25 protein-coding genes are annotated in these 25,079 nt (G+C 33.3%); 10 read left to right on the forward strand and 15 right to left on the reverse strand.

Annotation, left to right across the window (positions count from 1 at the left end):
- Nucleotides 1-5: 5 nt before the first annotated feature.
- The 12 genes from KO515_RS11510 to KO515_RS11565 form a co-directional block, all read right to left on the reverse strand.
- On the reverse strand, nt 6-524 hold the full coding sequence (locus KO515_RS11510) for an ABC-three component system middle component 5 (RefSeq protein ID WP_252723852.1): 519 nt from the start codon (nt 522-524) through the stop codon (nt 6-8).
- The gene (locus tag KO515_RS11515) at nt 521-1,096 is read right to left on the reverse strand and encodes an ABC-three component system protein (protein WP_215936495.1); all 576 of its coding nucleotides are present in this window, start codon (nt 1,094-1,096) and stop codon (nt 521-523) included. Before KO515_RS11515 ends, KO515_RS11510 begins: the two co-directional genes overlap by 4 nt.
- A complete protein-coding gene (locus tag KO515_RS11520; protein WP_215936496.1) occupies nt 1,096-1,278 on the reverse strand; it encodes a hypothetical protein in 183 nt (60 codons plus the stop codon). The genes KO515_RS11515 and KO515_RS11520 overlap by 1 nt, the downstream gene beginning before the upstream one ends.
- A 182-nt stretch (nt 1,279-1,460) precedes the next feature.
- Nucleotides 1,461-2,039, reverse strand: coding sequence for a hypothetical protein (locus KO515_RS11525; protein ID WP_215936497.1), 579 nt, complete (start codon nt 2,037-2,039; stop codon nt 1,461-1,463).
- Between the two features lie 384 nt (nt 2,040-2,423).
- On the reverse strand, nt 2,424-3,428 hold the full coding sequence (locus KO515_RS11530; protein WP_215936498.1) for an NAD-dependent epimerase/dehydratase family protein: 1,005 nt from the start codon (nt 3,426-3,428) through the stop codon (nt 2,424-2,426).
- A 62-nt stretch (nt 3,429-3,490) separates the two neighbouring features.
- Nucleotides 3,491-4,060: a Crp/Fnr family transcriptional regulator gene (locus KO515_RS11535; RefSeq protein WP_215936499.1), complete on the reverse strand. Its 570-nt coding sequence runs from the start codon at nt 4,058-4,060 to the stop codon at nt 3,491-3,493.
- Between the two features lie 163 nt (nt 4,061-4,223).
- Nucleotides 4,224-5,576 (reverse strand): TrkH family potassium uptake protein, encoded by a 1,353-nt coding sequence (locus tag KO515_RS11540; RefSeq protein ID WP_215936500.1) that lies wholly within the window; start codon nt 5,574-5,576, stop codon nt 4,224-4,226.
- Nucleotides 5,577-5,887: 311 nt separating this feature from the next.
- Complete coding sequence (locus KO515_RS11545; RefSeq protein ID WP_092443256.1) at nt 5,888-6,145, reverse strand: DUF6952 family protein; 258 nt, start codon at nt 6,143-6,145, stop codon at nt 5,888-5,890.
- Between the two features lie 2 nt (nt 6,146-6,147).
- Nucleotides 6,148-6,456 carry a thioredoxin family protein gene (locus tag KO515_RS11550; protein ID WP_215936501.1) on the reverse strand — a complete coding sequence of 103 codons (309 nt, stop codon included), beginning with the start codon at nt 6,454-6,456 and terminating at the stop codon, nt 6,148-6,150.
- 105 nt (nt 6,457-6,561) lie between these two features.
- Entirely contained in the window at nt 6,562-7,200 is a 639-nt protein-coding gene (locus KO515_RS11555) for a peroxiredoxin (RefSeq protein WP_215936502.1), read from the reverse strand.
- Between the two features lie 218 nt (nt 7,201-7,418).
- Nucleotides 7,419-8,888, reverse strand: coding sequence for a Na+/H+ antiporter NhaC (gene nhaC / locus KO515_RS11560; RefSeq protein WP_215936503.1), 1,470 nt, complete (start codon nt 8,886-8,888; stop codon nt 7,419-7,421).
- Nucleotides 8,889-9,035: 147 nt separating this feature from the next.
- Nucleotides 9,036-10,235, reverse strand: a complete 1,200-nt coding sequence (locus KO515_RS11565; protein WP_215936504.1) for an aminotransferase class I/II-fold pyridoxal phosphate-dependent enzyme — start codon at nt 10,233-10,235, stop codon at nt 9,036-9,038.
- 158 nt (nt 10,236-10,393) lie between these two features.
- Between KO515_RS11565 and KO515_RS11570 the strand changes: the two genes are divergently transcribed.
- The 8 genes from KO515_RS11570 to KO515_RS11605 all read left to right on the forward strand — a co-directional run bounded on the left by KO515_RS11570 (nt 10,394) and on the right by KO515_RS11605 (nt 20,692).
- Nucleotides 10,394-10,852 (forward strand): Lrp/AsnC family transcriptional regulator, encoded by a 459-nt coding sequence (locus KO515_RS11570; protein ID WP_215936505.1) that lies wholly within the window; start codon nt 10,394-10,396, stop codon nt 10,850-10,852.
- 170 nt (nt 10,853-11,022) lie between these two features.
- Nucleotides 11,023-11,793 carry a LuxR C-terminal-related transcriptional regulator gene (locus tag KO515_RS11575; protein WP_215936506.1) on the forward strand — a complete coding sequence of 257 codons (771 nt, stop codon included), beginning with the start codon at nt 11,023-11,025 and terminating at the stop codon, nt 11,791-11,793.
- Between the two features lie 311 nt (nt 11,794-12,104).
- The gene (locus KO515_RS11580; protein WP_215936507.1) at nt 12,105-13,712 is read left to right on the forward strand and encodes a S41 family peptidase; all 1,608 of its coding nucleotides are present in this window, start codon (nt 12,105-12,107) and stop codon (nt 13,710-13,712) included.
- Nucleotides 13,713-13,852: 140 nt separating this feature from the next.
- A complete protein-coding gene (locus tag KO515_RS11585) occupies nt 13,853-15,814 on the forward strand; it encodes a hypothetical protein (protein ID WP_215936508.1) in 1,962 nt (653 codons plus the stop codon).
- A 9-nt stretch (nt 15,815-15,823) separates the two neighbouring features.
- The gene (locus KO515_RS11590) at nt 15,824-16,960 is read left to right on the forward strand and encodes a hypothetical protein (protein WP_215936509.1); all 1,137 of its coding nucleotides are present in this window, start codon (nt 15,824-15,826) and stop codon (nt 16,958-16,960) included.
- Nucleotides 16,961-17,198: 238 nt separating this feature from the next.
- Nucleotides 17,199-18,599, forward strand: coding sequence for a dihydrolipoyl dehydrogenase (gene lpdA / locus KO515_RS11595; RefSeq protein ID WP_215936510.1), 1,401 nt, complete (start codon nt 17,199-17,201; stop codon nt 18,597-18,599).
- Nucleotides 18,600-18,610: 11 nt separating this feature from the next.
- Complete coding sequence (gene fabV, locus KO515_RS11600) at nt 18,611-19,801, forward strand: enoyl-ACP reductase FabV (RefSeq protein ID WP_215936511.1); 1,191 nt, start codon at nt 18,611-18,613, stop codon at nt 19,799-19,801.
- 60 nt (nt 19,802-19,861) lie between these two features.
- A complete protein-coding gene (locus KO515_RS11605) occupies nt 19,862-20,692 on the forward strand; it encodes a DUF922 domain-containing protein (RefSeq protein ID WP_215936512.1) in 831 nt (276 codons plus the stop codon).
- 3 nt (nt 20,693-20,695) lie between these two features.
- Here KO515_RS11605 and KO515_RS11610 read toward each other — a convergent pair whose 3' ends face one another.
- The 3 genes from KO515_RS11610 to KO515_RS11620 all read right to left on the reverse strand — a co-directional run bounded on the left by KO515_RS11610 (nt 20,696) and on the right by KO515_RS11620 (nt 22,751).
- Complete coding sequence (locus KO515_RS11610) at nt 20,696-21,286, reverse strand: hypothetical protein (RefSeq protein WP_215936513.1); 591 nt, start codon at nt 21,284-21,286, stop codon at nt 20,696-20,698.
- A gap of 66 nt (nt 21,287-21,352) precedes the next feature.
- Nucleotides 21,353-22,063: a LytR/AlgR family response regulator transcription factor gene (locus KO515_RS11615; protein WP_215936514.1), complete on the reverse strand. Its 711-nt coding sequence runs from the start codon at nt 22,061-22,063 to the stop codon at nt 21,353-21,355.
- A complete protein-coding gene (locus tag KO515_RS11620; protein ID WP_252723853.1) occupies nt 22,056-22,751 on the reverse strand; it encodes a sensor histidine kinase in 696 nt (231 codons plus the stop codon). Before KO515_RS11620 ends, KO515_RS11615 begins: the two co-directional genes overlap by 8 nt.
- Nucleotides 22,752-23,299: 548 nt before the next feature.
- Between KO515_RS11620 and KO515_RS11625 the strand changes: the two genes are divergently transcribed.
- Nucleotides 23,300-23,698, forward strand: a complete 399-nt coding sequence (locus KO515_RS11625) for a MotA/TolQ/ExbB proton channel family protein (RefSeq protein WP_215936515.1) — start codon at nt 23,300-23,302, stop codon at nt 23,696-23,698.
- A gap of 134 nt (nt 23,699-23,832) precedes the next feature.
- Nucleotides 23,833-25,056, forward strand: coding sequence for an alpha/beta hydrolase-fold protein (locus KO515_RS11630; protein ID WP_215936516.1), 1,224 nt, complete (start codon nt 23,833-23,835; stop codon nt 25,054-25,056).
- The last annotated feature ends 23 nt before the right edge of the window (nt 25,057-25,079 follow it).

The following is a 25,079-nucleotide window of genomic DNA, read 5'->3' on the forward strand; positions in this document are numbered from 1 at the left end:
GGTTATTATGCATCATATTTACTTTCTAATAATCCTGTTCTACTTTTTAAACCGTCAACACCAAATAAAGAAATTTGATAAAAATGACTTGTTAAAAGTTTAATTGCATTTTCTTCTTGCACACTTAAGTCCTTAAAATCATCTGCGTAATCATCAAATATGTTTTTATTAATACTTGATATTCTGTTTTCTTGAAGATAATCTTTATTCACTATTCCATATGAAGCTAGACACTTTATAGCCGTCATTTGATATGGTTTAATTTTCTCAAACATCTTTCGGTCGTTTATAACCATTTCGTAAGGATTTTCCTCTTTCACGATGAAGCTTTTAATTATTTTTTTGACGTCTTGTTCTTCACGTTTTAATCTTATGGTTTTCATTTTATTTGGATAAAGTAAATAGTAATCCCAAATTCTTAATCTGTCTATTTCTATTAATCCATCTTGTTTAAAATGAGCAAGCAGTTTCATCATTCTGTAAACTGTGTGATATAAATCATATGCTTTTTGATATACAATCATACTTCCCAATTTATGTGGCAATTGCCTGTGAGATAATGAAACATTCCTTGAATTTCAGTTGATGATAAACCAATTATATCATCGCATCCTTCTGATTCGATTAAATCTAAAATCGGTTTTACAACGTCACTTGATATTGTTGCCAATATATCTATTTCTGGTATGCCTTCGCGTAACATAGGCTTAATTAGGTTAATATACTTTTCTAGTACTATTGCTAAAATAAAGGCAAATATTTCTTGAGCTGGTTCGTAATTTTGGTAGTAAACAAGTTTTTTGTGAAACTCTTGTTTTAGCCAAGCAAAATCTTCATACAAGTAACTTTTGTCTGCATTTATTAATTTTTGTTCAAGACCTATTGTGTCTCTACGTGTAGTATATCTTTTAAGGTTATCTGATATTTTTTCTATTTCTTCACTATTGTCTACACTTCCTCTAAGCTTTTCAAATAGAGATGATAATTTTCCATTTGAACCGATGTAATTATGGGTTTGTGAATTATCATCACCTCCAATTATTTTATTCTTTGAGCCTGATATATTGGCGTTATTTTGATTCGTCTTCTTTAGCATTAACTTTTAGAGTTATCGTCACCACCAATTACTTTATTCTTATCTCCTTTAATTTTAATATTGTCCTGTTTTGTCTTTGTATTTCGCTTACGAGATTTATTTATTGAAATTAAAGCACCACCAATTATTGCTGTAATTAGTGCAATAACTGCTATAATAATTTTTGTAGTATTATCTTCCATAGTTTGTTTTTTCAGCTTGTGTACAACGTGATTGTGTATGGTTAGTTGCGTGGTTAAACAACTAATTTAGTAAACTTTTACGAACCCGTGAAAATTCCGCAGGAATTTTCGCAAGTAGGCTAGAAGCAAGCAATTAATTATACACGGTGTTGGCATTTCGTTGTTTTTTCGTGATAATTTTGTTAATCTAAATTCCAATGTCCAATATCTTGTTCATCGTCAGGCAAACCTAAATATGGTATATCTATATTACCTCTATCTTCATCTTCTTCTAAAGCGTCAATCGCATCTGACATTGCTTGTTCTTTCCAAGTATAATCTTCACGCTTTTTATTGATTTTTGGATAGTGAAATTTTCCTATTACGAAAGTTGCAGGTATGAAGATTCCATTTCTTGTTATCCCATGCTGATCTTCCAGAGGTTCTGATACATCAAACATCGTTTTCACTTCTGTTTCAGAGTCAACTTTGTTGCTTCGGTAGGCATAACATTTATCATAAGTATAATCACAGAGTCTTTTTATGATTTTGTTATGAACACCTGTTATATAACTCATTGTGTGTACAGGATAGTCATATCTGTCGTAGATATACTCTCTCTTATACATTAAGTCTTTGGTAATATCCATAACATTAGCATACATATTACTTCTGAAATAATTCATTGGTGCAATGACTTCAATTGTCGTCTTTATACGCTCGTCATACTCATTTATAACGCTTTGTACTATTGCATGATATGTGTCTTTGTGTATTCTCATATCTTATATCATTTTGATTTAATGTAAAATCCAATTTCTGTTTTGAATATTTACTCTTTATCCATCTTCCTTTCTAGCAATGAACGCCAACTCGTTATATAATAACTATTATGACTCATATTCCCTAAATATAGTTAGTTAATCATAACCTTTATACATTAAATAGACATCTAACAAACATAATCGTTATTTATCAGTAAATCAATACGTAAAGTTACGTACAGATCCTCTTCGTCAAAAGCCAAGGTACAACGCTCAAAATGATATCACTTACGGTAAACCGTAATAGCAATAACTAAAGTGTAAAACTCTATAAAACACAACAACCACCAAGCATGCGCCAAGTGGTTTTATATTCATATAAATTATAACTATGAATTACATCTACTGCGCTTTCCAGTCCGTTTTTAAATATCTAAGTGCCTCTTCTAAAGCTTGTTTTGATGGTTTAGGATTAAAGTTGAGTTCTTCTTTAGATTTACTAATATCATAATCTTGTTTTAGTCCATAAAACATATCTAAATAATGGCGCTGCAATAGGGGTTCTTTTCCTGTGAGTTTACTGCTGAACTCCATGAGACCAGCCACCGTGTACAATAAGCATTTGGGTACTTGTTTAGGTGTTTTTAGTTTTAATTCTGGATATAGCTTTGCGGCTATGTTTACACTGTCTTGTAAAGTGGTGTGTGTTGGGTTAGAGAGGATATAGCGTTCTTGGTCTTTGCCTTTTAGCATGGCTTGGTAAGCGCCAAAAGCCACATCTTTGACATCTACCCAGTTTAAGGTGACGTTGGTATCTACTGGGATTTCGCCTTTTAAAATTTGATAGACTAAGTTGTTAGAATAACTCAGTTTGTGGGCGTGGTTGCCAATCATTGCCGATGGTAAAATGAGAACGGTTCTGATGTTGTATGTTTCACCTAAGGCTAAAGCCAGTTTATCAGAATCGTTTTTAGAATTGTAATACCAGTTTCTTCGGTCTGTATTATAACCATTATCTACGTTGGCCGGTAAGGTGTTAAAGTCTAAAGCGGCCACAGAACTTACATAAACGATGTTTTTAATGCCACATGCTTTGGCAATATCGAACAGGTTTTGGGTGCCTTTTAGGTTGTTGTCGTAAATCTCTGTTTTTGGGTCTTTTGCCCACATACTAAAGTTGGCGGCAACGGCATAGATATGCGTGACGTCTTTACATGCTTTTCTTAAGGCTGCTTTGTCTAGAAGATCTGCTTGTACCACCTCGACATCTAAACCTTTAAACGGTGCGGTGTTATTTAAATCTCTAACGGTTGTTCTTACGTTTTGGTTTTTGGATAGCAACAAACGGATTAGATTGTTTGCTAAATGGCCATTGCCACCGGTTACTAAGGCTAAGTCTTTACTCATCACTATTGTTTTTTTGTTTGCGTAAAGGTCTGCCGTAATGTGGAGTTGAAAAATAACAAATGTTAGATAGTGATCTGTTTTCTAATCCGGCTTAAGGATTGCGGTTCCATACCTAAGAAGGAAGCGATATTGTCTACAGAGACATTTAGGGCTAGGTTAGGCTGTTGTGTTATAAACTTTAAATAGCGTTCTTTTGCTGTTAATACCTGGAAATCTTTAACCCGTTCTATTTTGCAATTGAGGTGCTCGTTGGTGATTGTTTTTATAAAGTCGCTCCAAAAGGCGGATTGCGCTTGGATCAGTTCGAAATCTGGTTTAGAGATTTTAAGTAGTTTACAGTCGGTAATGGTTTCGTAATAGTCAGATGCTGGAGTTTCACTCATAAAACTCTCTAGGGAGGTGAAGAAATCGTGCTCGGCGACTAAATGTTGCACTACAATTTTACCATCTACATTTTGATAGCCTTTTACAATGCCTTCACTTAGGAAATACACATAGCGTTCTGTTTTTCCGGCTTCTAAGAGTAGGGTGTTAGCTGGTACATTTTGGGAGGTAAAATAGGTTTCCACTAAACGGCTATCGGTTTGGGATATGTTACATCGTGATTGGATATAGCGGTGTAAGTTTTTCATGGGTGTGATTTAAATAGTGTTTGTGTATGGCTAAGCACCTAATTTAGCAAATATATCACAGATAGTATTCCGCAGGAATGCTTGTAAGTTGGCAATGCACTACCCAATTAATTATATACGGTGTTGTGTGGCGTTTTTTCTATTTTTCTAATTATTAATTTTTTCATACAGCCAAATCATCAGTTCTAATTTTTTTAGAATCGTTCTCTTTTTGATGCAATAATGCAAATCCAAAAGTTAGAACTCCAACTCGTCCAATAAACATTAAAATAATAATCAATATTTTCCCAACGTTAGTTAAATCTCCTGTAATTCCTGTACTTAATCCAACTGTTCCTAAAGCGGATGCTACTTCAAATAATATGCTGTCAAAAGAAAAATTTTCAAAGTAAGAAAGTAAAAATGAAAACAAGAAAATTAAACTCGTGTAAAGCATAAAAGTTGATGTGGCAACGTATATTCTTTCAAATGGAATAAGTCTGTTTAAAAATGTGATTTTTTTCTGACCAAACAATCGACTTTTTAATATCGATAGCATTGCCGTCAATGTCGTTATTTTCATTCCTCCTGCTGTTCCTGAAGGCGAAGCTCCAATATACATAAGAAAGGTTATAAACAATAATATTGGCAAGGATAATTCACCGATAGGTATTGTGTTAAACCCAACTGTTGTCATAGCTGACATTGCTTGGAAGAAAGAGGTCATAAGTGAACTATTTGAACCGAGAATAGAGGATGATTCTGTTGCGTAAATGAGTAAAGTTCCTAAAAAAAGTAAAAACAAAAACCCATAGATAATGATTTTAGTTGTGAACGAAATTTCTTTTGATTTACCTTTAATTCGATACCACAAATCTGTAATTACAATAAAACCCAAAGAACCAGAAATTGCTAATACAGAAATAATTGTGTTTATAAAAGTATTGTCTTGATAGCTTTCGAAACCATCATTAAACAATCCAAAACCAGCTGTACAAAACGATGAAATACTATGAAAAATTGAAAACCAAATTGCTTTTAAACTCCCCATTCCAGAATTGGTAAAGGCAAAGTAGAAAAGTATAGCTCCAATAGTTTCCATTATTAGGGTAAAAACAATAACGCTTTTGATAAAATCTTTTATCTGAATTGTATTAGGTAATGTAAATTCCGTTCCTATTAATTTACTATGCCAATGTGTTATTTTTTTGGTAGTAAATAATAAATAGTATGTCGTTAGCGTCATATATCCAATTCCGCCAATTTGTATTAAAGCCATAATAACAAATTGACCGAAAAAATTATAGGAATCGAAAACGCTTATTGTCACAAGTCCAGTAGTTGAAATAGCAGAAGTTGAAATAAATAAATTATCTAAAAAAGAAATGTCGGTTTTGTGAAATAAAGGAATAGACAGTAAAATAAATCCAATTAGCGTATACAAAAAGAATCCCCAAACTAAATTCATTTGAGGTGATTTACTAATTTGGAATTTTCGGTACCAATTAGATATTTTCTTGTATGTTTTATTTTCCATTCTTTGTATTTCGGTTTTTTTTAATGACACACAACTCGTTATACAGTAACTTTTATTACTCATATCCCGAAAATAGAGCAAAATATAGTAGCTTTTTATATTCTAGCAACGAAGTTAAATGTATTTCGTTAAAAATCTATACGAAAAGTTACATACTGGTTTTCTCAGATAAAACCCAAGTTGCAATCCTCTAATGCGTATAGGTTACGGTAAGCCTTGATAGCTAGCTACATAGGAAATGAAACTGTATTAAAAGAAAAACCACCTTGCTTTCGCAACGTGGTTTTAAAAGGGGTAATTCTCTTTTTCAATTATTTATCAATAGACCCTAACACACGTTTCATAAATCCGTTAACGGCTTCTTTTTTAGGTGTGCCTTCTTTTATCATTTTGTTGACTTCAATAGCACCATACATATTAGAGATTAGTTCTCCAATAACGTCTAATTCTTCATCTTTAAGCGATGGTACTTCGGTTAAGGCTTCAAGTGTTTCTATAGTTTCAATGATGTAATCTTCGTCATTGTCTTCTATAAACTGCGTTAAGTGTTTAATTACCGGTAGCTTCATAATTAAATAACTTCAGAAACAAGTTCTTTTAAAACATCGAACTTATTAGTTTGCACTTGACTTTTAAATTCACCCGCTTTGAATGTTGCAAAGGTTGGTAAATTATCTACCGTAGCTAATTTTCTACTTTCAGGAAATTTTTCAGCATCAGCAATCACAAAGGTTGCCCCTTCATGTTCTGTTGCTAATTTCTTGAACTTAGGTTTCATTATTCTACAATTGCCACACCATGTTGCAGAATACTGTACGATCACGGTATCGTTACCATTGATGATCTCTTGTAGGTTATCTTGATCTAATTCTTGTATCATAGTTTGTTGTTTTATACGTCATTGCGAACAACGTGAAGCAATCTCTATCTTAATAAACAGATTGCCACGCTTTGCTCGCAATGACATAAATTTTAAACTTTTAGATTAGTGTGTTGCTAAATAAGCAGCAGTCCCTTTAGCATTGGCTTGCATTGCCTCTTTACCTTCTTCCCAGTTTGCAGGACAAACTTCACCTTTTTCTTGTACGTGTGTTAAGGCATCGATGATTCTCAAGTATTCGTTAACGTTTCTACCTAATGGCATGTTGTTTACACTTTCATGTTGGATGGTTCCTTCTTCGTCAATGATGTAGGTAGCTCTGTACGTTACATTATCACCTTCAACAGTTACCAATCCTGTTTCTTCATCAAATTGTTCGTTGAAGATATCTAAGATCCCTAATGCTGAGGCTAGGTTACGGTTAGAATCTGCTAAGATTGGGTATGTTACTCCTTCAATTCCTCCATTATCTTTAGAAGTACTTAACCATGCAAAGTGTACTTCGGCAGTATCACAAGACGCACCGATTACGATGGTGTTTCTTTTTTCGAATTCACCTAAAGCCGCTTGGAAGGCGTGTAATTCTGTTGGACAAACAAAAGTGAAATCTTTTGGGTACCAGAATAATACTACTTTTTTGTTATTGTTTTTCGCTTCTTCTAGAACGTTCACTTTAAAAGTGTCGCCCATATCGTTCATTGCGTTTACGTTTAAATCTGGAAATTGTCTTCCTACTAATGCCATGTGTTTTGTCTTTTTATAATTTGTTAATTTATTTTCTAATGCAAATTTAGTAAGTAACCTCGTACTAATACATAGGTTTAGATTATGATAAAGAATAGTGAAATAGCATGTGTTTATGGCACCAAAAAAGAGGGTGAAATATTATTATAATCGCAATATTGACGCTTGTAAACTACTAACTTGATAATTTTAGAGGAAAAAGCTTAAGGGGTGCGCTATTATTTTTTTGTTAACATTTTAATTTTTATTCTGAAGGCGGCAAAAATTAAGGTGGTGAACGGACTTAAGTAGTTAAAAATAGCATAGCCAATGTATTCGCCCACACCAACACCTAAAACACCACTTTGGTAAGCACCACAGGTATTCCAAGGAATGAGGACAGAGGTTACGGTTCCGGAATCCTCTAACGTTCGACTTAAATTCTCAGGAGCTAAACCTTTATCTTCATAGGCTTGTTTAAACATTTTTCCTGGAATAACAATCGCTAAATATTGATCTGAAGCGACAATATTGAGGCCTATACAACTTAACACGGTACTGGTAAATAATCCGAAAATAGACGTTGCTATAGCTAATAAGGCTTTTGTGATGCGGGCGAGGGCTCCGATGCCATCCATGATGCCACCAAAGATCATGGCACAAATGATTAAGTAGATGGTCCACAGCATGCCTTCCATACCACCAGCTGCAAACAGGTCATTTAACTTTTCGTTGTCAGTAACAATAGCCGTTTCTGTGAAAATTGAATTTATAATGGCCGTAAATTTAGATTCGGCTAACCCGTCTAAAATAGGAGCTTGAAAAACGAAAGCGAATATAATCGCTAAAACAATCCCAGATGCTAAGGCTAATAACGGTTTTGTTTTTAATAATATTAAAGCCACTACAGCAACAGGTACTAAAAATAACCACGGAGAAATATTAAAGGTGTTGTCTATAGAAGCGAGGAGGTTACTGATATCTGCACTTCCTGTGGTATCAATATTAAAACTAATAATTCCGAAAACAAGTAGGGTAATTATAATTGTTGGTACGGTTGTAATGGACATATATTTAATGTGCGTAAATAAATCGGTACCCGCCATAGCAGGAGCTAAATTGGTGGTATCACTTAAAGGTGACATTTTATCTCCAAAATAGGCACCAGAAATAACGGCACCAGCTATCATGCCTGGATTAATACCTAAAGCGGTACCAATACCCACTAGGGCAATACCAACGGTTGCCGATGTGGTCCAAGAACTTCCTGTAGCAATGGAGATGACAGCTGCTATAATCACGGAAGCAGGTAAGAATATCTCTGGACTCAACACTTGCAATCCATAATACACCATGGCAGGAATCACGCCACTAACGAGCCATGTGCCGGCTAAGGCTCCGACTAAGAATAGAATCATGATAGGTACAAAAACACTTCTTAGGTTTTCCCAAATCTCTTTGAGCATGGTTTTAAAGGTCACTTTATTATAAAGGCCAACCACAGCAGCAATACCACCACCTAGTACTAAAATAATTTGATTGGTATAGGCGCCAAACCATTCTTGGTCTTCAACGAAAAATATGTTGTAAGCTAATAGTCCAACTAAAATGACAACCGGAATTAAAGCTTCAAGAAAACTAAGTTCTTTATTATCAATAATTACTTGATCTTCTGTTTTAATCTCACTTAGGTTGTCGTTTTCTTGCATGTTTGTTCAGTTTAGTGTCGTAATGTTACGATTTTGTTAAGCCATTTGCAAATGCAATACAAATGATAGAATATGGCGCCAAAAAAAGGTTAGACACTTATTGTTATATAAGCATCTAATCTTTAGTAAAATACGTATGATGTTAGCTTAGAGAATATTTAATTCTTCCATACAGGCTTTCATGGTGTTGTAAGTACGTTCGATATCGGCATCTAAACCTATCGAAAACCGAATGAGTCCATCACTTAAGCCCATGGCTTCTTGTTCCTCTTCAGGAATTTCAGAAGAGGTAGAGCTTCCAGGTGCACTAAATAAGGTTTTGTAGAAGCCTAAACTTACGGCTAAATAGCCAAGGTTGCGTTCTTGCATGAGTTCCATTAAGGCATTGGCTTTATCTAAAGTGCCCACATCAATGGTTAGCATCCCTCCAAAACCGTATTTGTCATTCATCATAGATGTGAATAACTCATGCGATGGGTGAGAGGCGAGTCCGGGATACACTGTTTTTAAGCCATCGTTTTCAAATCTCTCAGCTAAATAGTTGGCGTTATAACTGTGTTGCATCATTCTAATATGCAAGGTTCTTAGATTCTTCAATACCGAAGCCGAACGCAGACTATCCATCGTCGATCCTAATAACATGGCAGCTCCACTGTTGACGTTTCGTAAATCGTCTATGAGTTCTTGCGTACCACAAACCACTCCACCAACCGTATCCGACGAGCCATTGATGAATTTGGTTAAACTATGGATGACAATATCAGCTCCTAAATTTATTGGTGAAATGGATAATGGGGAAAAGGTGTTGTCCACCACTAATTTAAGGTTGTTTTTTTTTGCTAATTCAGCCAAACCTTTGATGTCTGCCACTTCCAATAGTGGATTACTAACAGACTCGCAATACAACACTTTAGTTTTTGGTGTAATAGCCGCTTCAACAGTTTCTAATTTCGTGATGTCCACAAAGGTAGTGTTGATACCCAAACGCGGTGTAAAGTTCTTTAAGAAGGCATAGGTTCCTCCGTAAATGGTTCGGCTACTCACCACATGGTCTCCAGCATCGCAAAGTTGCAAAATGACAGGTGTAATGGCTCCCATACCAGAAGCGGTTACTGTAGCGGTTTCGGTGCCTTCCATAGCCGCCAGAGCTTCACCTAAATATAAGTTGGAAGGTGATGAATGACGTGAGTATAAATAACAACCATCTGCATTACCTTCAAAGGTATCGAACATGGTTTTTGCCGATAAAAAGGTATAGGTTGATGAATCTGAAATGGATGGGTTAACACCACCGAATTCACCGAAGTATTGTAAATCTTGAATATTGTTTGCAGGTTTAAAGGCCATAGTTGTTTTAATTAATGTTTATCAAATTTCGATAATGTTAGATTATTAATCAATACTGGTGTCAATATTTAGATTATTATTCTGTAAATATTAATTTTAATAGTTTTATTATAATTAAATTTGAGTATTGTGTAATTAATTCCGAAAAAAAGATACGTATGACGTTTGACGCTATTGACAGAGAACTCTTGCATTTACTACAATCTAATAGTAAGCAAACCAATAAGGCTTTATCACATCAATTAAATTTATCGGTAACTGCCGTTTACGAACGTATTAGAAAACTCGAAAAAAGCGGTATTGTAAAGCAATATGTGGCCTTAGTTGATAAAAACAAAGTTCAAAAGGATTTTGTTGCGTTTTGCCATGTGAAACTGGTGCAACATTCACAAGAGTATGTGGTGATGTTTGAGCGCGAAGTGAAGCAACTCAATGAGGTTTTAGAATGCTATCATCTTAGTGGTGATTATGATTATCTGCTCAAAGTTTTAGTAAAGGACATGAAAGCCTTTAGAGAATTTATGGTTGAGAAATTAACTAAAATTAATCATATTGGAAGTACACACAGTATGTTTATGATTAACGAAGTGAAGCATACGACGGCGATTTCACTTTAAAATTAGGCGTAATTCGCTGCATTTTGAGCGTGTTTCAATTTTGTTTTTCACAATAATTTTAAGCTTAAAAGCATTTATAATGTGTGAGTTGCGTTATTTGTTTCAGTTTTGGAGCCGTTTTTGTTAAAAAGTTAGGGAATGTAATTCAATTTAATTTCTAACTTTATAACATGAAATACGATGATATAAAGGATTTATACAAGTACATATTTAAATCCTATGACAAGCCATTTCTAAAAGAGCACATTGAAAAGTTCATGGAGCTCGATGAGTATCTCCCTTATAGTTCTACATTTTTTTGTGTGACCAATACGCAAGATTTAACCTTTGAATATATCAGTAAAAATTTTACAACCTGCTTGGGTCTTGATGTTAATGAACTCAAAACATTAGGTATGCGTTATTTATGGAGTAGAATTCATCCAGATGATATTGATGCTTGGTTAAACGCTCTAAATCGTTTAATGGAGTTTACGCTTAGTGAGATTCCTACAGAAAAGCGAAAGGACGCTAATTACACTTGGAATTTTAGACTTAAAAATAGTGATGATGTTTACGTTAATATCATCCAAAATACCACGCCTTTAGTTTTTGATACTGAAGGTAAACCTATCATTGGGTTAGCCCATTACACGGTTTTAGATCCCAATATTAAAATGGAAATAACGGCATCCGCTAAAATGCTAAATGCTAATAATGAATATGAAACCTTGTTTTTTAATAACTTTTCTCAAAAATTATTAAAAGACGGGATTAGTAATAGAGAGCGCGATATCATCAGATTACTCGTGCTGAACCAATCCAGTAAAGAAATCTCTAAAAAGCTGAGTATTAGTCCGCATACGGTAAATACTCACCGAAGAAATATATTGAAAAAACTCAATATTTCATCGACAGGCGAACTCATTGGGATGTTAAAAATGAATCAATTTTTGTTATAAAATTAAAAAATACTTAAATTAAGTATTGTTAAGTCTTATATTAATGTGCAACTTTGTAGAGCTATAAATCAAGGGGAAATAAGTCCATGCTTAAGGTTGTTCTAAACAATTAAAAGTTTGGACTATTTTTTTTGTTTTAACTCAGGTTCATTAGTTTCCTTTATTGCTTGTTACTTTCTTTATGTAGAGGGAATTCAAAAGTTTTTAGATTTAAATTTATTTTAAAAGCAACCATTCTAACTATTTTTACGTCTATTCAGGTAAAGGGTGTAATTTAACATCTATCAATTTCCAAAATCAAACAATCAATCATGATCAAGAAATCATTACTTACATTTTGTATTACATTATTAGTTCTATTAGCATCATGTGCGAGTGTAGAGAAACACAATTTACAAGTCACCAAATTACATTCCGTTGAAGATTTACACGAAGACATAGACAAGGTTTATAAGCAACTGCAACGTCACCATCCGCATTTATACCAGTTTACATCTAAGGAGGTTTTAGATTATAAATTTGATAGCTTAAAAATGGCTATTAAGGAACCGATGGATAGTCGTACGTTTTATAAACAACTAGCGGCTGTTACGAAATATGTTGGACAAGGCCATATGTCATTGTCGCCTCCAGGTAAGCATTTTGACCGTAAAGAAAGAAAAGCCTTAAAAGGCGCAAAGTTTGATATCAATAATTTAGATTTTGAATATTTAGATGAGACTCTTTTTGTCTCCAATGCAAGAGGCGCAGATTCTGTTTTAATTAATGCCGAAGTCTTAAAAGTTGAAGGTGAAACCCCTCAAGATTTAATCAAAAAATACAGTAAAATTATTGCCTCAGATGGTTATAATACCACCTTTCATAATAGAGTTGCTGGTCGTCGTTTTATGAGTTATTATTTTTATGACAAAGGGCGTTTTGATAGTATCAGTCTAACCTTTAGGAATTCAGATTCAACGTTTGTAAAGTCATATAAACGCATTTTAAAAATAGACACAACTGCATTAAAAACAGATTCTTTAACTACAGACTCTATTGCCATTGAAAAACCAAAAGTCGTCAAACTTACCAAAGCCGAACGAAAAGCTAAAAAGCAAGCCAATAAGGCGAAACGAAAATACAATCGTAATTATGGTTATATCGCATCGCGAAATGAATACACCCGAAATTTGAATTTTGTAGGTGCGGATAATGTTGTGGGTTTACTCAAAATAAGAGGGTTCTCAAATGGCAACTATAAGCACTTTTACGATGAAAGCTTTAAAACCTTAGATTCACTTCAAACAGAGGTCCTCGTTATTGATCTACGAAACAACTTTGGAGGACGTTTAAATGAAATTACCTATTTGTATTCTTATCTCACGGATAAAAATTTTACCATGATTAATCCAAGTGAAGTTAATACACGGTTTCCGCTTCTAAAAAGTGTCATGAGTAACACAACACCAACCACAGCAAAGGTTTTCGCAGGTATGATGTCTCCCGTTCTTCTTACCATCGACCTGTTTAAAACAAAAAAGAAAGATGATACCTTATATTATACTTTTAAATCCGCTAAAGAGCAGAAACCAAAACCGCTTAATTTTAAAGGTGAAATTTACGTACTAATTAATGGTAATTCCTTTTCTGCATCCTCTATTTTGTCTACAAAATTACAAGGGGATGAACGTGCGACTTTTGTTGGTGAGGAAACAGGTGGTGCGTACAACGGCACAGTCGCTGGATTCTATAAAGTATACGAAATGCCTCATACCAAAGTACGTGCTAGGATAGGGTTGGCACATATTGATGCTCCTTATAAAACCACACCAGATGGTTATGGTGTAAAACCTGATGTAGAAATACTCCCAACGTATGAAGATCGATTACATCATATTGATCCAGAATTACAATGGGTTTTAGAAGACATAGAAGGATAAAAGTAATAATTTTTTTCTAAAAAAGAACTTTTTTAAGACGTAGAAATGTAAAAAAAATACCCTAAACTGGGTATTCTTTTTACTCATGATAGTTCATAGTTTTACATAAGGGTAAACTATGAACTAAATACATTTCTATTATGAGTTTCAAAAATCTAATTATTACGCTTTTTCTAATAACTGCATTTAATGTTTACGGACAACAATCTGCTACAATTAATATTACTCATATTCCAGGTAAAACATTAAAAGATGGTAAATCCGTATGGGATATCCCTAAATGGCAGCAAACTTCGACATCAACATTAAGTTGTTTTAGTTTTTTAACAATAAGAGTTTACGAAAAATCGTCAGGAGACGAACTCATATATAAAGTTGAAGTTATTAATAATTCACCTTTCCTTGTAGATATTACTTGTTCTAAATGGGGACTTGGAGGTACTGGAGGTAGTACTACGATAAGATCTGGTCAATCTCATGGTGGTGGAGATTTTGCTGCATTTAAAATGAAATCCGGAGAGCGTTCAATTACTTTTAGTAGCGTTAATTTTTTCTTTAGTGATAATGATAGACAAGAGTATGGGGTTTCTGCAATGTCTGAGAGTCTGGATTGCAATGAAACGGTGAATTCTTATATCAACAGAATTCAAGCAGAGAATAAATTAAAAGCAGATATAGAGAGAATAAAAAATGATATATATTCTTATGGTAATACCGAAGCAGATTTATTTAAAAAATTAAACCTATATAGAGAATTAAGAAAAATCGATAAAAACTCTAATTATGCTTCTAAAATTGCTGATTTAGAAGAAAAAGTAAAAGATATTGAAGATGAAAAGAAACTGATAAATGAACAGATTAATTCTTTAAAAGATGAAATTCAAAGTTTAGGTACAACAAAAGAAGATTTATTAAAGAAGAAATCACTTCTTGAAAAATTAAGCAATCTTGACGTAAATAATGACTATGATGGACAGGTCAATGACGTAAACAAAGCTTTAACAGATTTAAAAAGTGAAGAAAAAAGTGCTGAGGACGATCCAGAGACAGAAAAAGCCGAAGAAAGTAAACCTGTAATTAAAAAAAGCAAACTAGAGCAAAAAAAAGAAAAAGAAGCGACTAAAAGGGAGGCTGAAGCAAGGAAAGAATTAAAAAGAAAGGCAGACGACGCAAAAAAAGAGGAAGATAAAAATAAAAGAGTAAATGAATATTTAAAAAGAAAAGAAAATCAACGTCAAGAAAATGCAGCAATTGCGGCAGCAGGTGCAGTCGCTGCAGCAGGTTTTCTATATACTATTGGAGGTTTTATATATGCTGATATGGGAATGGTTAATGATCCAAAACAATTATACACTGGTAGCAACTTTCATATAAAAATGAATTTTGGTTTTACAGGAACTAATTACCCACTTTATTTTGATAGTAAAACAAATGGCTATGATCCTATAATTGATGATTATTATAGTTCTGAGTCAGTAGATAATATTAGTCCAATTGCCATTAATCTTAAATTGGATCTTCAAATGGGTTATGAAACTGAATATGGAGGAGGTTATGTTTTTGGGGTAGGAGAAGCTGGAGGTTCACCATTATTTGATGGTAGTAACTTAAATTATAATTATGGTGCTCGCATTTTTGCTGGTTGGACTTGGGTAAAAGTTTTTGGTGAGTATCAAAAAGGGAATCGTAATTATACAGCAGGTAAATGGTACAATGAAGAAGAATCTGGAAAGGGGAAATCTAATTTTGATTTCGAAAATATTAAAGCAGGCTTAAAATTTAGCTGGTACAGAAACGATAGAACAGCCAAAAGAGATCATATTTATGTAGGTATAGTGGAAGAAAGAGTTACTAAATCGCAAAATGAAACGTACGTAGAACGATTAGAAGTTGAAGAACCTTATTTCTTTTCAGATGAATTCCAAATTTATCATGGTTATAGGTTGGAGTGGTCTCATGATCACACAAGTCAGCTCTTTGTGGAAGTGTTCCCTAGGTATCCTCATACAGGAGTAATCACCGCTCCTCGAGATGACGTAAATGGTGGTTTATTTATTCAAGTAGGATTTTTAAGATCATTAGATGACTTTTTTTCAAAATAATAAATAACAATGAAATCTATTGTGTTAAAAATTTTATTAATTCTATTAACCTGCAATCTTGCATTTTCTCAAACCTATATTGGTACAAATGTTGATCTCGTAACCGAAAGACATTTTGAAAATTTAGAAAATGATAAATTGTACGAGTGGCTTGGTGATGATGGTAATTATTATGCAATAAAAACAAGGAATAATGAAAAATATACAGGTATTAAATTAAACGGAAAATGGGTAAGGCATGGTGTTTATTTTAAATACAGTAAAAGCTCTGATAAGCCTGAAATAAAGTTTTTAGAGGTAGAGTCTCACTACAGATTTGGTGCACTACATGGAGAATCTAAAAGGTTTAAATTAATAGAAGGGAAGCGTTTTTTGGCAGAAGTAATAAATTATAATAATGGAATAAAGCATGGAAAATATATTGATTATGACGGAAAGGAAGTAGTATATAGAAAAGGGGAATATAATTATGGGCTCAAATCTGGGACTTGGACAAATTATTATTTTGATTCAGTAAGCCCCTTGTATGAATATGTCTATAATGATTGTGACTGTACAAGATATGAATATGCAAAAGACGATAAGGCAGTTAAAAATCACAAAAAAGGTAGGCTGAAATCTGAGTTTCCCATGAAGGTGAAAATCACAAATTTTGAAAGACTTTCAACCTATGAGGTAACACATGGTGTTATAAAATACTACATTGAAGATGGTACAATAAACAAAATAGATAAATTTCATGATAATATAGGACCAATACTTGACGGTTGTAATAGAGCTTTAGAAATTCGTAATATGCTTACAGATCCAAAAGCTCACACAAGACAAACAGCGTATGAAATTTATAAATTTGTTTTTGGAGAAGCTAAAGCTAATAATTTGGGCGTTTTAACACAGGAAGATATTGATTTCGCTAATGAAATTTATAATAATTTAATGAGTCATAATTGCCATATGAAATATGTTAAATCTTTGGCTTTGAGCTCGTTAATTCCAACGCGATCTATAGATGGTATTTTAGAAGCAATAATAGATGCTAATATAGAAGGATGCAGCAAAAGGGATATAACCCAAATTATGAATACATGGGTAAATTATCACTCTACACCTCACTTAAGAGTGCGATTAGGTGTTTCAAATGATTAATTTTTATTTATTAAAGTTGAAGCTTTTTTGTAAATCAAGGTGTGTTTTTACTTAATGGAGTGAGATATACAACTGTAATTAAGATATAAAGATTAAATTTTTATTTAAATCAAAAATTAAGAGGCGTTTATAATTTTGAAAGCGTAAAGTATTAAATTCAATACTCTAGTCTGTTTGTCTTCCCATAAAACATTCGTATTTTTGTTGGTGTTAAACAAAATAGACAAAAAATATTTTTATGAAATCATACGATGTAGCCATAATTGGTTCTGGACCTGGAGGTTATGTAGCAGCCATTCGTTGCGCACAATTAGGCATGAAAACAGCCATTATTGAAAAATATGCAACACTTGGTGGAACGTGCTTAAACGTGGGTTGTATTCCAAGTAAAGCCTTATTAAGTTCTTCACATCATTACGAAGAAGCTACAAAACATTTTGAAGAACACGGTATTGAAATTCCTGGAGAAATCAAAGTGAATCTCGAAAAGATGATTGGTCGTAAGCAAGCTGTTGTTGACCAAACTACTGGAGGTATTGATTTCTTAATGAAGAAAAATAACATCGATGTTTTTGAAGGCTTAGGGTCTTTTATAGATGCGACACATATTAAGATAGAAGGGAAGGATGCGCAAGAGATTGAAGCAAAAAAGATCATTATCGCCACAGGCTCTAAACCTTCAACATTACCTTTTATTACTTTAGATAAAGAACGTATTATAACCTCTACAGAGGCTTTAAAACTAAAAGAAATTCCAAAACACATGATCATCATTGGTGGAGGTGTTATTGGTTTAGAGCTTGGACAAGTGTATCGTCGTTTAGGTGCTGAGGTGACGGTCATCGAGTATATGGACCGAATTATACCAACGATGGATGCTGGTTTGTCTAAAGAATTAAATAAAGTCTTTAAGAAAGCTAAATGCAAAATGATGTTGTCTCATAAAGTGCAGTCTGTAGAGCGTAATGGAGATGAGGTAATCGTAAAAGCTGAAAACAAAAAAGGAGAGGTTGTAGAATTTAAAGGAGATTACTGTTTAGTCTCTGTTGGTCGTAAACCTTATACTGCTGGCTTAAATCTTGATGCAGCAGGAGTTGCAATGAATGATAGAGGACAGGTTGAAGTTAACGAACACTTACAAACGTCGGCATCTAACATTTATGCGATTGGTGATGTTATTAAAGGAGCGATGTTGGCACACAAAGCTGAAGAAGAAGGTGTTTTTGTAGCCGAGACGATGGCAGGACAAAAGCCACATATCGATTATAACTTAATTCCAGGTGTGGTTTATACATGGCCAGAAGTGGCTGCTGTTGGTAAAACAGAAGACCAATTAAAAGCCGATAATGTGGAGTATAAAGTGGGACAGTTTCCATTTAGAGCTTTAGGTCGTGCAAGAGCTAGTGGAGATATTGATGGCTTTGTAAAAATCTTAGCCGATAAAACCACAGATGAGGTTTTAGGAGTTCATATGATTGGTGCACGTTGTGCCGATTTAATTGCTGAAGCTGTAACCGCTATGGAATTTAGAGCATCGGCTGAAGATATTTCGCGTATGTCTCATGCCCACCCTACATTTGCAGAAGCTGTAAAAGAAGCCGCTTTAGCTGCAACAGACGATAGAGCTTTACACGTATAGATAACAAAACTATGATTATAGAACCAAAAACTAGAGGATTTATATGTTTAACATCGCATCCAACAGGCTGTGAAAAAAACGTATTAAATCAGATAGATTATATAAAATCAAACCCAACAACCAACGGTCCTAAAAAGGTCTTAGTTATTGGAGCTTCAACAGGCTTTGGCTTAGCATCTAGAATTACTAGTGCTTATGGCTCTAACGCTTCAACCATTGGTGTGTTTTTTGAAAAGCCACCAACAGAAGGACGTCCAGCGTCACCAGGTTGGTATAACAGTGCTGCTTTTGAAACCCAAGCGCATAAAGACGGCTTATATGCAAAGAGTATTAATGGAGATGCCTTTTCGAATGAAATTAAAGCACAAACTTTAAAATTGATTCAAGACGACTTAGGGAAGATTGATATGTTGATTTATAGTTTGGCCTCACCAGTACGAACACATCCTGATACCGGAGAGCGTTTTAAATCTGTTTTAAAACCTATTGGAGAAACATTTACGAATAATACGGTTGATTTTCATACCGGAGTTGTCAAAGAAATATCCATAGCACCTTGTTCTGGTGATGATATTGACAATACCATTGCTGTAATGGGAGGTGAAGATTGGCAAATGTGGATTGATTTATTAAAATCGGCTGATGTTTTATCTGAAGATTTTAAGACAGTGGCTTACTCTTATATTGGCCCTTCATTAACCGAAGCGGTTTATAGAAAAGGAACCATTGGTAAGGCTAAGGATGATTTAGAAGCGACTGCTTTTAAAATTACGGATTCTTTAAAAGACATTAACGGAAAAGGTTATGTCTCTGTAAACAAAGCTTTAGTAACGCAGGCGAGTTCTGCAATTCCGGTCATTCCATTATACATTTCATTGTTGTATAAAGTAATGAAGGAAGAAGGTATTCATGAAGGTTGTATAGAGCAAATAGCACGTTTATTTAACGAACGTTTATATGATGCTGATTTACAATTAGATGATGCTGGAAGAATAAGAGTGGACGATTGGGAAATGCGTGAGGATATTCAAGCTAAAGTATTAGAACTTTGGAAAGAAGCGACTACTGAAACCTTACCGGAAATTGGTGATTTAGAGGGGTATAAAACGGATTTCTTTAACCTCTTTGGTTTTAATGTTGACGGTGTTGATTATGATAAGGAAGTTGATGAAATGGTTGCGATCCCTGGATTGCAAGCTTAACATAAACTTATTTGAAAAGCGAACTTATAGAGTTCGCTTTTTTATTTTAATTACGTTGTAATGAAAAAGAAATTCTTCTATTTTTTATTTGTGATTTTTATTACTTGTTCACCTAAGTTAAAGAGTAAAATAGATAAAAATTATCCTCCACTTTCTGAGGATGAATTAGTGGTTGTTTTAGATATACACGATGGTCAAGCAATTACTGGAGACCATTTTGGGGTTGTACAAGCTAAAGACGGAGGTTTAGCAGTGAATTGCACCTATTATGAGAATATTCTTAACCTTAAGAACATGGCAAGAGCAGCTGGTGCCAATCTTATAAAAATAACGCAATATAAAACTCCTGATAATTGGAGCACATGTCATCGTTTACGCGGAACCATTTATAAGGTTGCGAATCCGAAGATTTATGAAACTGAAATCGAATGGAGTGCAAATAGAAAATTAACTTGGGATGATTTTAAAGGTGAGCCAGATGTCATTAATAATCCCAACACTTTAGCATTAACGTGTTCTAGTTTTGGTTACGAATCTGGTATTAATTTATTTAAGGAAGGTCAAATTTTTGTTCAAAGCGTATTTAGTACCCATGAGAGTTGGGTGGTTTCTAATGGACGAAATGACTATGTTTTGAGACATGAGCAAATTCACTTTGATATTACCGAAATTTATACTCGGAAATTAAGAAAAGAGTTAATAGATGCTAAGGTAACTAGTGAGAATCTTGTGCGAGCTAAGGCCATATTTGATAAGGTTTTTAACGAATTGAATGAACGTCAAAATAGATATGACAATGAAACCAAATATGGTGATAAAAAAGAAACTCAAGAACATTGGGAAGCCATTGTAGAAATTGAACTTGCCAAATATGATTTATATAAAAAATAAGGATTATAATTCGTGTAGCAAATCCTCAATCCGCATACGATTACTATAATCGTGCTCATTAACATCTCTCACAAAGCAATAGGCACTTATATCACCAGTTTTTACTTTTTCAGCTAAAACTTCAACTTTAAAGGGACCAAATTCCTTGGATTTTTCAATGTAGTAGAATTTGTGATCATAGATAATGGTACTGACTTTCTTTTTATATTTCTCTTTTAAGAAGTCTTGAATATCTTCAACCGAATTAATGTCATCGTCATAGTTGGACACGTTGATGTACATCGCGAATTCTTCCTTGTTTTCATTATTAAGCACCAAGATATCATCATCTTTAAAAAACGCTTTTACCGTTATTTTTCCATCTTCAGTTTCAATGGAAAAGGTGTTCAGGATATTAATATTCCAAGTCGTTTTAATGACATTATCCTTCCTTGAGATTTCAAGAACATTATCGGCTTTAAAGGTGTAAATCGATTTTTTTTTAGAGATACCATTCACCAATACCCATGGTTTATTTATAAAATGAGTATCGTGATGACGCTCATAATTAAATGGTTTTAAATTAGGAATAGTTCTGTGTAAGTAATCGTTCATTTAGTAGGTATAAAAAAATAGCAGTTACTATTATAACGTTAGATTTGGGATATTAATTATCTAAAGTTAATAATTTTCTAGACGTTTCAAAACTTCTTTCTTATAACTTCGACTAATGGAAAGTGCTTTCCGATTAACTGTAATGTGTTCATTTGTAAATGACTGTATGTGTTCTAGAGCAATTATATACGATCTGTGGATTCTTATAAAACGAGATGTTGGTAGTTTAGCTTCAATCGATGTGATGGTTTCTCGTGTCACAATTGTTTGATCTAAAAGGTGAATTTTAATATAATCGCTATAACTTTCAATATAAAGAATAGCGTCGAATTCTATTTTAAGCATTCTACGGTCAGAACGTACGAAAATGAAATCGTTGGATTTAGAAGGTTCAGAGATACTTTTATTTTTAGTTGATGTCACTTCAAAATACCGGTTAACAGCTTTCAGTAAGCGCTCGAAAGCTATGGGCTTTAAAAGATAATCTACAGCTTGCAGATCAAAACCCTCAACCGCATAATCTCTATAGGCTGTGGTGAAAATAATTTTTATGGCTTTGTTTATGGATTTAGCGAAGGCCATACCTGAAATTTCAGGCATATTAATATCTAAAAAGATCAAATCTACATTATGATTACTAATAAAATTGAAGGCTTCAATGGCATTTTTACATTGCGCTATAATTTGGATGTTTTCAATTTTTGACAAATGAGAGGCTATGATTTCTCTAGCTATAGCTTCATCGTCGACTATAATACAAGATATGGTTTTAGACATTGATTAATGATAGTTTGAGTTCTACTTCGAAAAAATCGTCATTCTCTATAATGTTTAAGTTAAACTGATTTTTATAGAGTAGTTCTAGTCGCTTCTTTATGTTGTCTAACCCAATACCAGATTGAATTGTACCTGTTTTAGAATGCGAATTTTTAATATTAAAATAAATAGTATTGTTTTTGCATTTAAATGTCATGTCAATAGTAAGTTTACCATCTATAATCTGGCCATGCTTAAAGCTATTCTCTACGAATGGCAAATATAACATTGGGGCAATTTCTATATTTTCAGAGCAACTTTTATCACTAAAATTAACTTCTAGAGTATCATTAAAACGCATTTGTTCTAAACTTATATAATCTTTAATATGGTTCATCTCATCTGTTAAAGGCACGAGAGGCTTATCAACTTGGTATAGCAAATAATCTAAGAGATTAGATAGTTTTAGAATCATTTCGGGTGTTTCCTCTGCTTTCTTCAAAGCAAACCCATACATGGTATTTAAGGTGTTGAATAAAAAGTGCGGATGAATCTGCATTTTTAAATACCTCAGTTCTTGCTCTTTTAATTTTAGTTGTGTTTCAAGGATTTTGGTTTCGAGTTTAATATTGGTTTTAGATTGTTGAAGATTAAATTTTAACAACTTAAATGCACTGACTATAATGACGACTAAGTAGACACATATCATTATAAATATGGCACTTCGACTTATCGTATTGATATCAATGTCGAGGCTTGATAGGAAAAATAAGCCCAAAAATATAGAAAATGCTATAGCAAATATAGAAATGATCAACGTATAAATACAATAAAGACTAAATAACCAATACCGTTTAACTATCAAATAATTAGGGATAAGATTATATATGGAAATATAAGTTGTGCCAATGGTTACAGGCATTAAAAATAATGAAAAGTAAAATATATTACTGTTAATTGTATTGTCTACACCAATAAGGTATGCGAAAAATAATAGTACTGTGCACCAAAATAATATATGTAAAACTGATTGGTTTAATTGTTTGATAATCTGTGGTTTTTATTAAAAAGGTCTTTCTATATTACAATATTAGATTATTTTTTTTTCTGATTAAGGTTTTGTAGATAAATGACCAATTTAATACTGGATTTGACAATTCCGTTAAATCCAATCCTAAAACGGTAGTTTGTCGCATTGTATTTTGATCAATGAATTCTTGATGTAAATTTGAGTGAATTTAATTTTAAAACAAAATCATGGCTTTATCATTTGCACCTAAACACCTTTTTATCGGAAGAATATTTACAGACGGAGGACCTGTAATGTACATAATTCTAATTTGTTTTCTAATGTCTTTGTTTTTTATAGCAAGAGCATTTATAAGTAAGCATGACCAAGAGATATCTAAAAAAATGATTGGCTTAGCAGTGGATTCAAGTTTATTATCACTAGTTATAGGTTGTCTAGGTTCATTATTAGGAATTATTGGGTTATTTGATATGTTAGAGGCTCTAGGCGAGACAAGACCAGATTTATTTTCAGCAGGTGTAAAAGTCTCTTTACTTACTGTAACGTTTGGCTTGTTTGCTTTTATCATAGGCAGATTAGGTATCCTCATCTACAAATGGAGTCTAAAGTCAGAAGAAGATGCTTAATCAATGTGATAATCGATTTTTTGCGTAAGAATCATTTGAACGCAGTTATTCTAATAGAATCGAAGAAAAGAGAGGTTACAACACCTTTAAGCAAAAAAATGATTAAACAATATAAACTAGCAAATATCAAACTAATGAGAATTAATAGATTTTTTATAGCATTAATTATTTTATGTGCATACTTTAAAGTTAATGCTCAGTTAAGTCCAAATACTGATAAACAAATTATAATAGGTAAAGTTGATAGTTTGTATTCCGAAATATTAAATGAGCAAAGAGAAGTGTGGGTACAAGTTCCAGAAGGTACAGATAACACAAAAAGATATCCAGTAATTTATGTATTAGATGCCTCTAAAAATTTCTATTCAGTAACTGCGATGCTCAAGCAATTAATACCTTGGACGATTCCCAACTCAATTATTGTAGGCATTACCAATACTGATAGAACAAGAGATTTTACACCAACTAATGTCCCATTTCAACGTGGACAAGAATCAAAAAATTCTGGAGGTGCTCGTAATTTCTTAAATTTTGTAGAAAAAGAATTGAAACCTTTTATAGCTAACAAATATCCAACAGAGAATAACAGCACAATTATAGGTCATTCAACAGGAGGCTTATTTGTACTCTACACTTTTTTGAATCATGAGAAAGTTTTTGATAACTATTTAGCAATAGACCCAAGCCTTTGGTGGGATAAAGAATATCTAGTAAAAGAAGCTGAAGAAAAAATAGATACGAAAAACTTAACAGAGAAATCATTATATATCGCAGTCGCTAATAGTCTTGGTAAAGCTATGGATACGGTAAAAGTAAGAAGGGATAAAACTGAGCCTACAGAACAGATTAGAGCTAATTTAAAATTTCATGATATATTAGTTAAGCATAGAAATAAACTTAATTTTTCTTGGGAATATTTTAAGAACGAAGATCATGGTAGTGTAGTTATACCAGCTCAATACAATGGATTACGATCTGTATTTTCTTGGTTCCCATTTCCTGAAATGTGGAGATTTAATACACCCAAAAGCTATTCGATTAAGCAATTGATAGAACCTTATTATTCGCATTATAAAAAATTGAGTACACGAATGAAACGAGATGTAAAACCAGAATGGCAATTACTAAATGATGTTGGTTTCTATATGCTTAGAGGTCATAATCTCCCTAAAAAGGCGTTGGCATACTTAGAAATGAATCTCGATTTCTATCCCAATGATTCAAAAAGTCAAGTGGCTTTAGGTGATTATTATATATCTCAAAAAGAGAAAGTATTAGCCATTGAATATTATAAAAAAGCTGTTGAGATAGATGGTAATGAGCATGCCAAAGCCAAACTTCTGAAATTAGGGCAGTAGAAGCTCGTATCTTCATAAAACGA

It is taken from the genome of Winogradskyella psychrotolerans (assembly GCF_018860545.1).
In the GTDB taxonomy this organism is placed as follows: Bacteria; Bacteroidota; Bacteroidia; order Flavobacteriales; family Flavobacteriaceae; genus Winogradskyella; species Winogradskyella psychrotolerans_A.

Excerpts from the sequence above, each read along its gene's own strand:
- KO515_RS11510 (WP_252723852.1), bottom strand. The coding sequence starts at position 524 with ATGATTGTATATCAAAAAGCATATGATTTATATCACACAGTTTACAGA.
- KO515_RS11515 (WP_215936495.1), bottom strand. The coding sequence starts at position 1,096 with ATGCTAAAGAAGACGAATCAAAATAACGCCAATATATCAGGCTCAAAG.
- KO515_RS11520 (WP_215936496.1), bottom strand. The coding sequence starts at position 1,278 with ATGGAAGATAATACTACAAAAATTATTATAGCAGTTATTGCACTAATT.
- KO515_RS11525 (WP_215936497.1), bottom strand. The coding sequence starts at position 2,039 with ATGAGAATACACAAAGACACATATCATGCAATAGTACAAAGCGTTATA.
- KO515_RS11530 (WP_215936498.1), bottom strand. The coding sequence starts at position 3,428 with ATGAGTAAAGACTTAGCCTTAGTAACCGGTGGCAATGGCCATTTAGCA.
- KO515_RS11535 (WP_215936499.1), bottom strand. The coding sequence starts at position 4,060 with ATGAAAAACTTACACCGCTATATCCAATCACGATGTAACATATCCCAA.
- KO515_RS11540 (WP_215936500.1), bottom strand. The coding sequence starts at position 5,576 with ATGGAAAATAAAACATACAAGAAAATATCTAATTGGTACCGAAAATTC.
- KO515_RS11545 (WP_092443256.1), bottom strand. The coding sequence starts at position 6,145 with ATGAAGCTACCGGTAATTAAACACTTAACGCAGTTTATAGAAGACAAT.
- KO515_RS11550 (WP_215936501.1), bottom strand. The coding sequence starts at position 6,456 with ATGATACAAGAATTAGATCAAGATAACCTACAAGAGATCATCAATGGT.
- KO515_RS11555 (WP_215936502.1), bottom strand. The coding sequence starts at position 7,200 with ATGGCATTAGTAGGAAGACAATTTCCAGATTTAAACGTAAACGCAATG.
- nhaC (WP_215936503.1), bottom strand. The coding sequence starts at position 8,888 with ATGCAAGAAAACGACAACCTAAGTGAGATTAAAACAGAAGATCAAGTA.
- KO515_RS11565 (WP_215936504.1), bottom strand. The coding sequence starts at position 10,235 with ATGGCCTTTAAACCTGCAAACAATATTCAAGATTTACAATACTTCGGT.
- KO515_RS11570 (WP_215936505.1), top strand. The coding sequence starts at position 10,394 with ATGACGTTTGACGCTATTGACAGAGAACTCTTGCATTTACTACAATCT.
- KO515_RS11575 (WP_215936506.1), top strand. The coding sequence starts at position 11,023 with ATGAAATACGATGATATAAAGGATTTATACAAGTACATATTTAAATCC.
- KO515_RS11580 (WP_215936507.1), top strand. The coding sequence starts at position 12,105 with ATGATCAAGAAATCATTACTTACATTTTGTATTACATTATTAGTTCTA.
- KO515_RS11585 (WP_215936508.1), top strand. The coding sequence starts at position 13,853 with ATGAGTTTCAAAAATCTAATTATTACGCTTTTTCTAATAACTGCATTT.
- KO515_RS11590 (WP_215936509.1), top strand. The coding sequence starts at position 15,824 with ATGAAATCTATTGTGTTAAAAATTTTATTAATTCTATTAACCTGCAAT.
- lpdA (WP_215936510.1), top strand. The coding sequence starts at position 17,199 with ATGAAATCATACGATGTAGCCATAATTGGTTCTGGACCTGGAGGTTAT.
- fabV (WP_215936511.1), top strand. The coding sequence starts at position 18,611 with ATGATTATAGAACCAAAAACTAGAGGATTTATATGTTTAACATCGCAT.
- KO515_RS11605 (WP_215936512.1), top strand. The coding sequence starts at position 19,862 with ATGAAAAAGAAATTCTTCTATTTTTTATTTGTGATTTTTATTACTTGT.
- KO515_RS11610 (WP_215936513.1), bottom strand. The coding sequence starts at position 21,286 with ATGAACGATTACTTACACAGAACTATTCCTAATTTAAAACCATTTAAT.
- KO515_RS11615 (WP_215936514.1), bottom strand. The coding sequence starts at position 22,063 with ATGTCTAAAACCATATCTTGTATTATAGTCGACGATGAAGCTATAGCT.
- KO515_RS11620 (WP_252723853.1), bottom strand. The coding sequence starts at position 22,751 with ATGATATGTGTCTACTTAGTCGTCATTATAGTCAGTGCATTTAAGTTG.
- KO515_RS11625 (WP_215936515.1), top strand. The coding sequence starts at position 23,300 with ATGGCTTTATCATTTGCACCTAAACACCTTTTTATCGGAAGAATATTT.
- KO515_RS11630 (WP_215936516.1), top strand. The coding sequence starts at position 23,833 with ATGAGAATTAATAGATTTTTTATAGCATTAATTATTTTATGTGCATAC.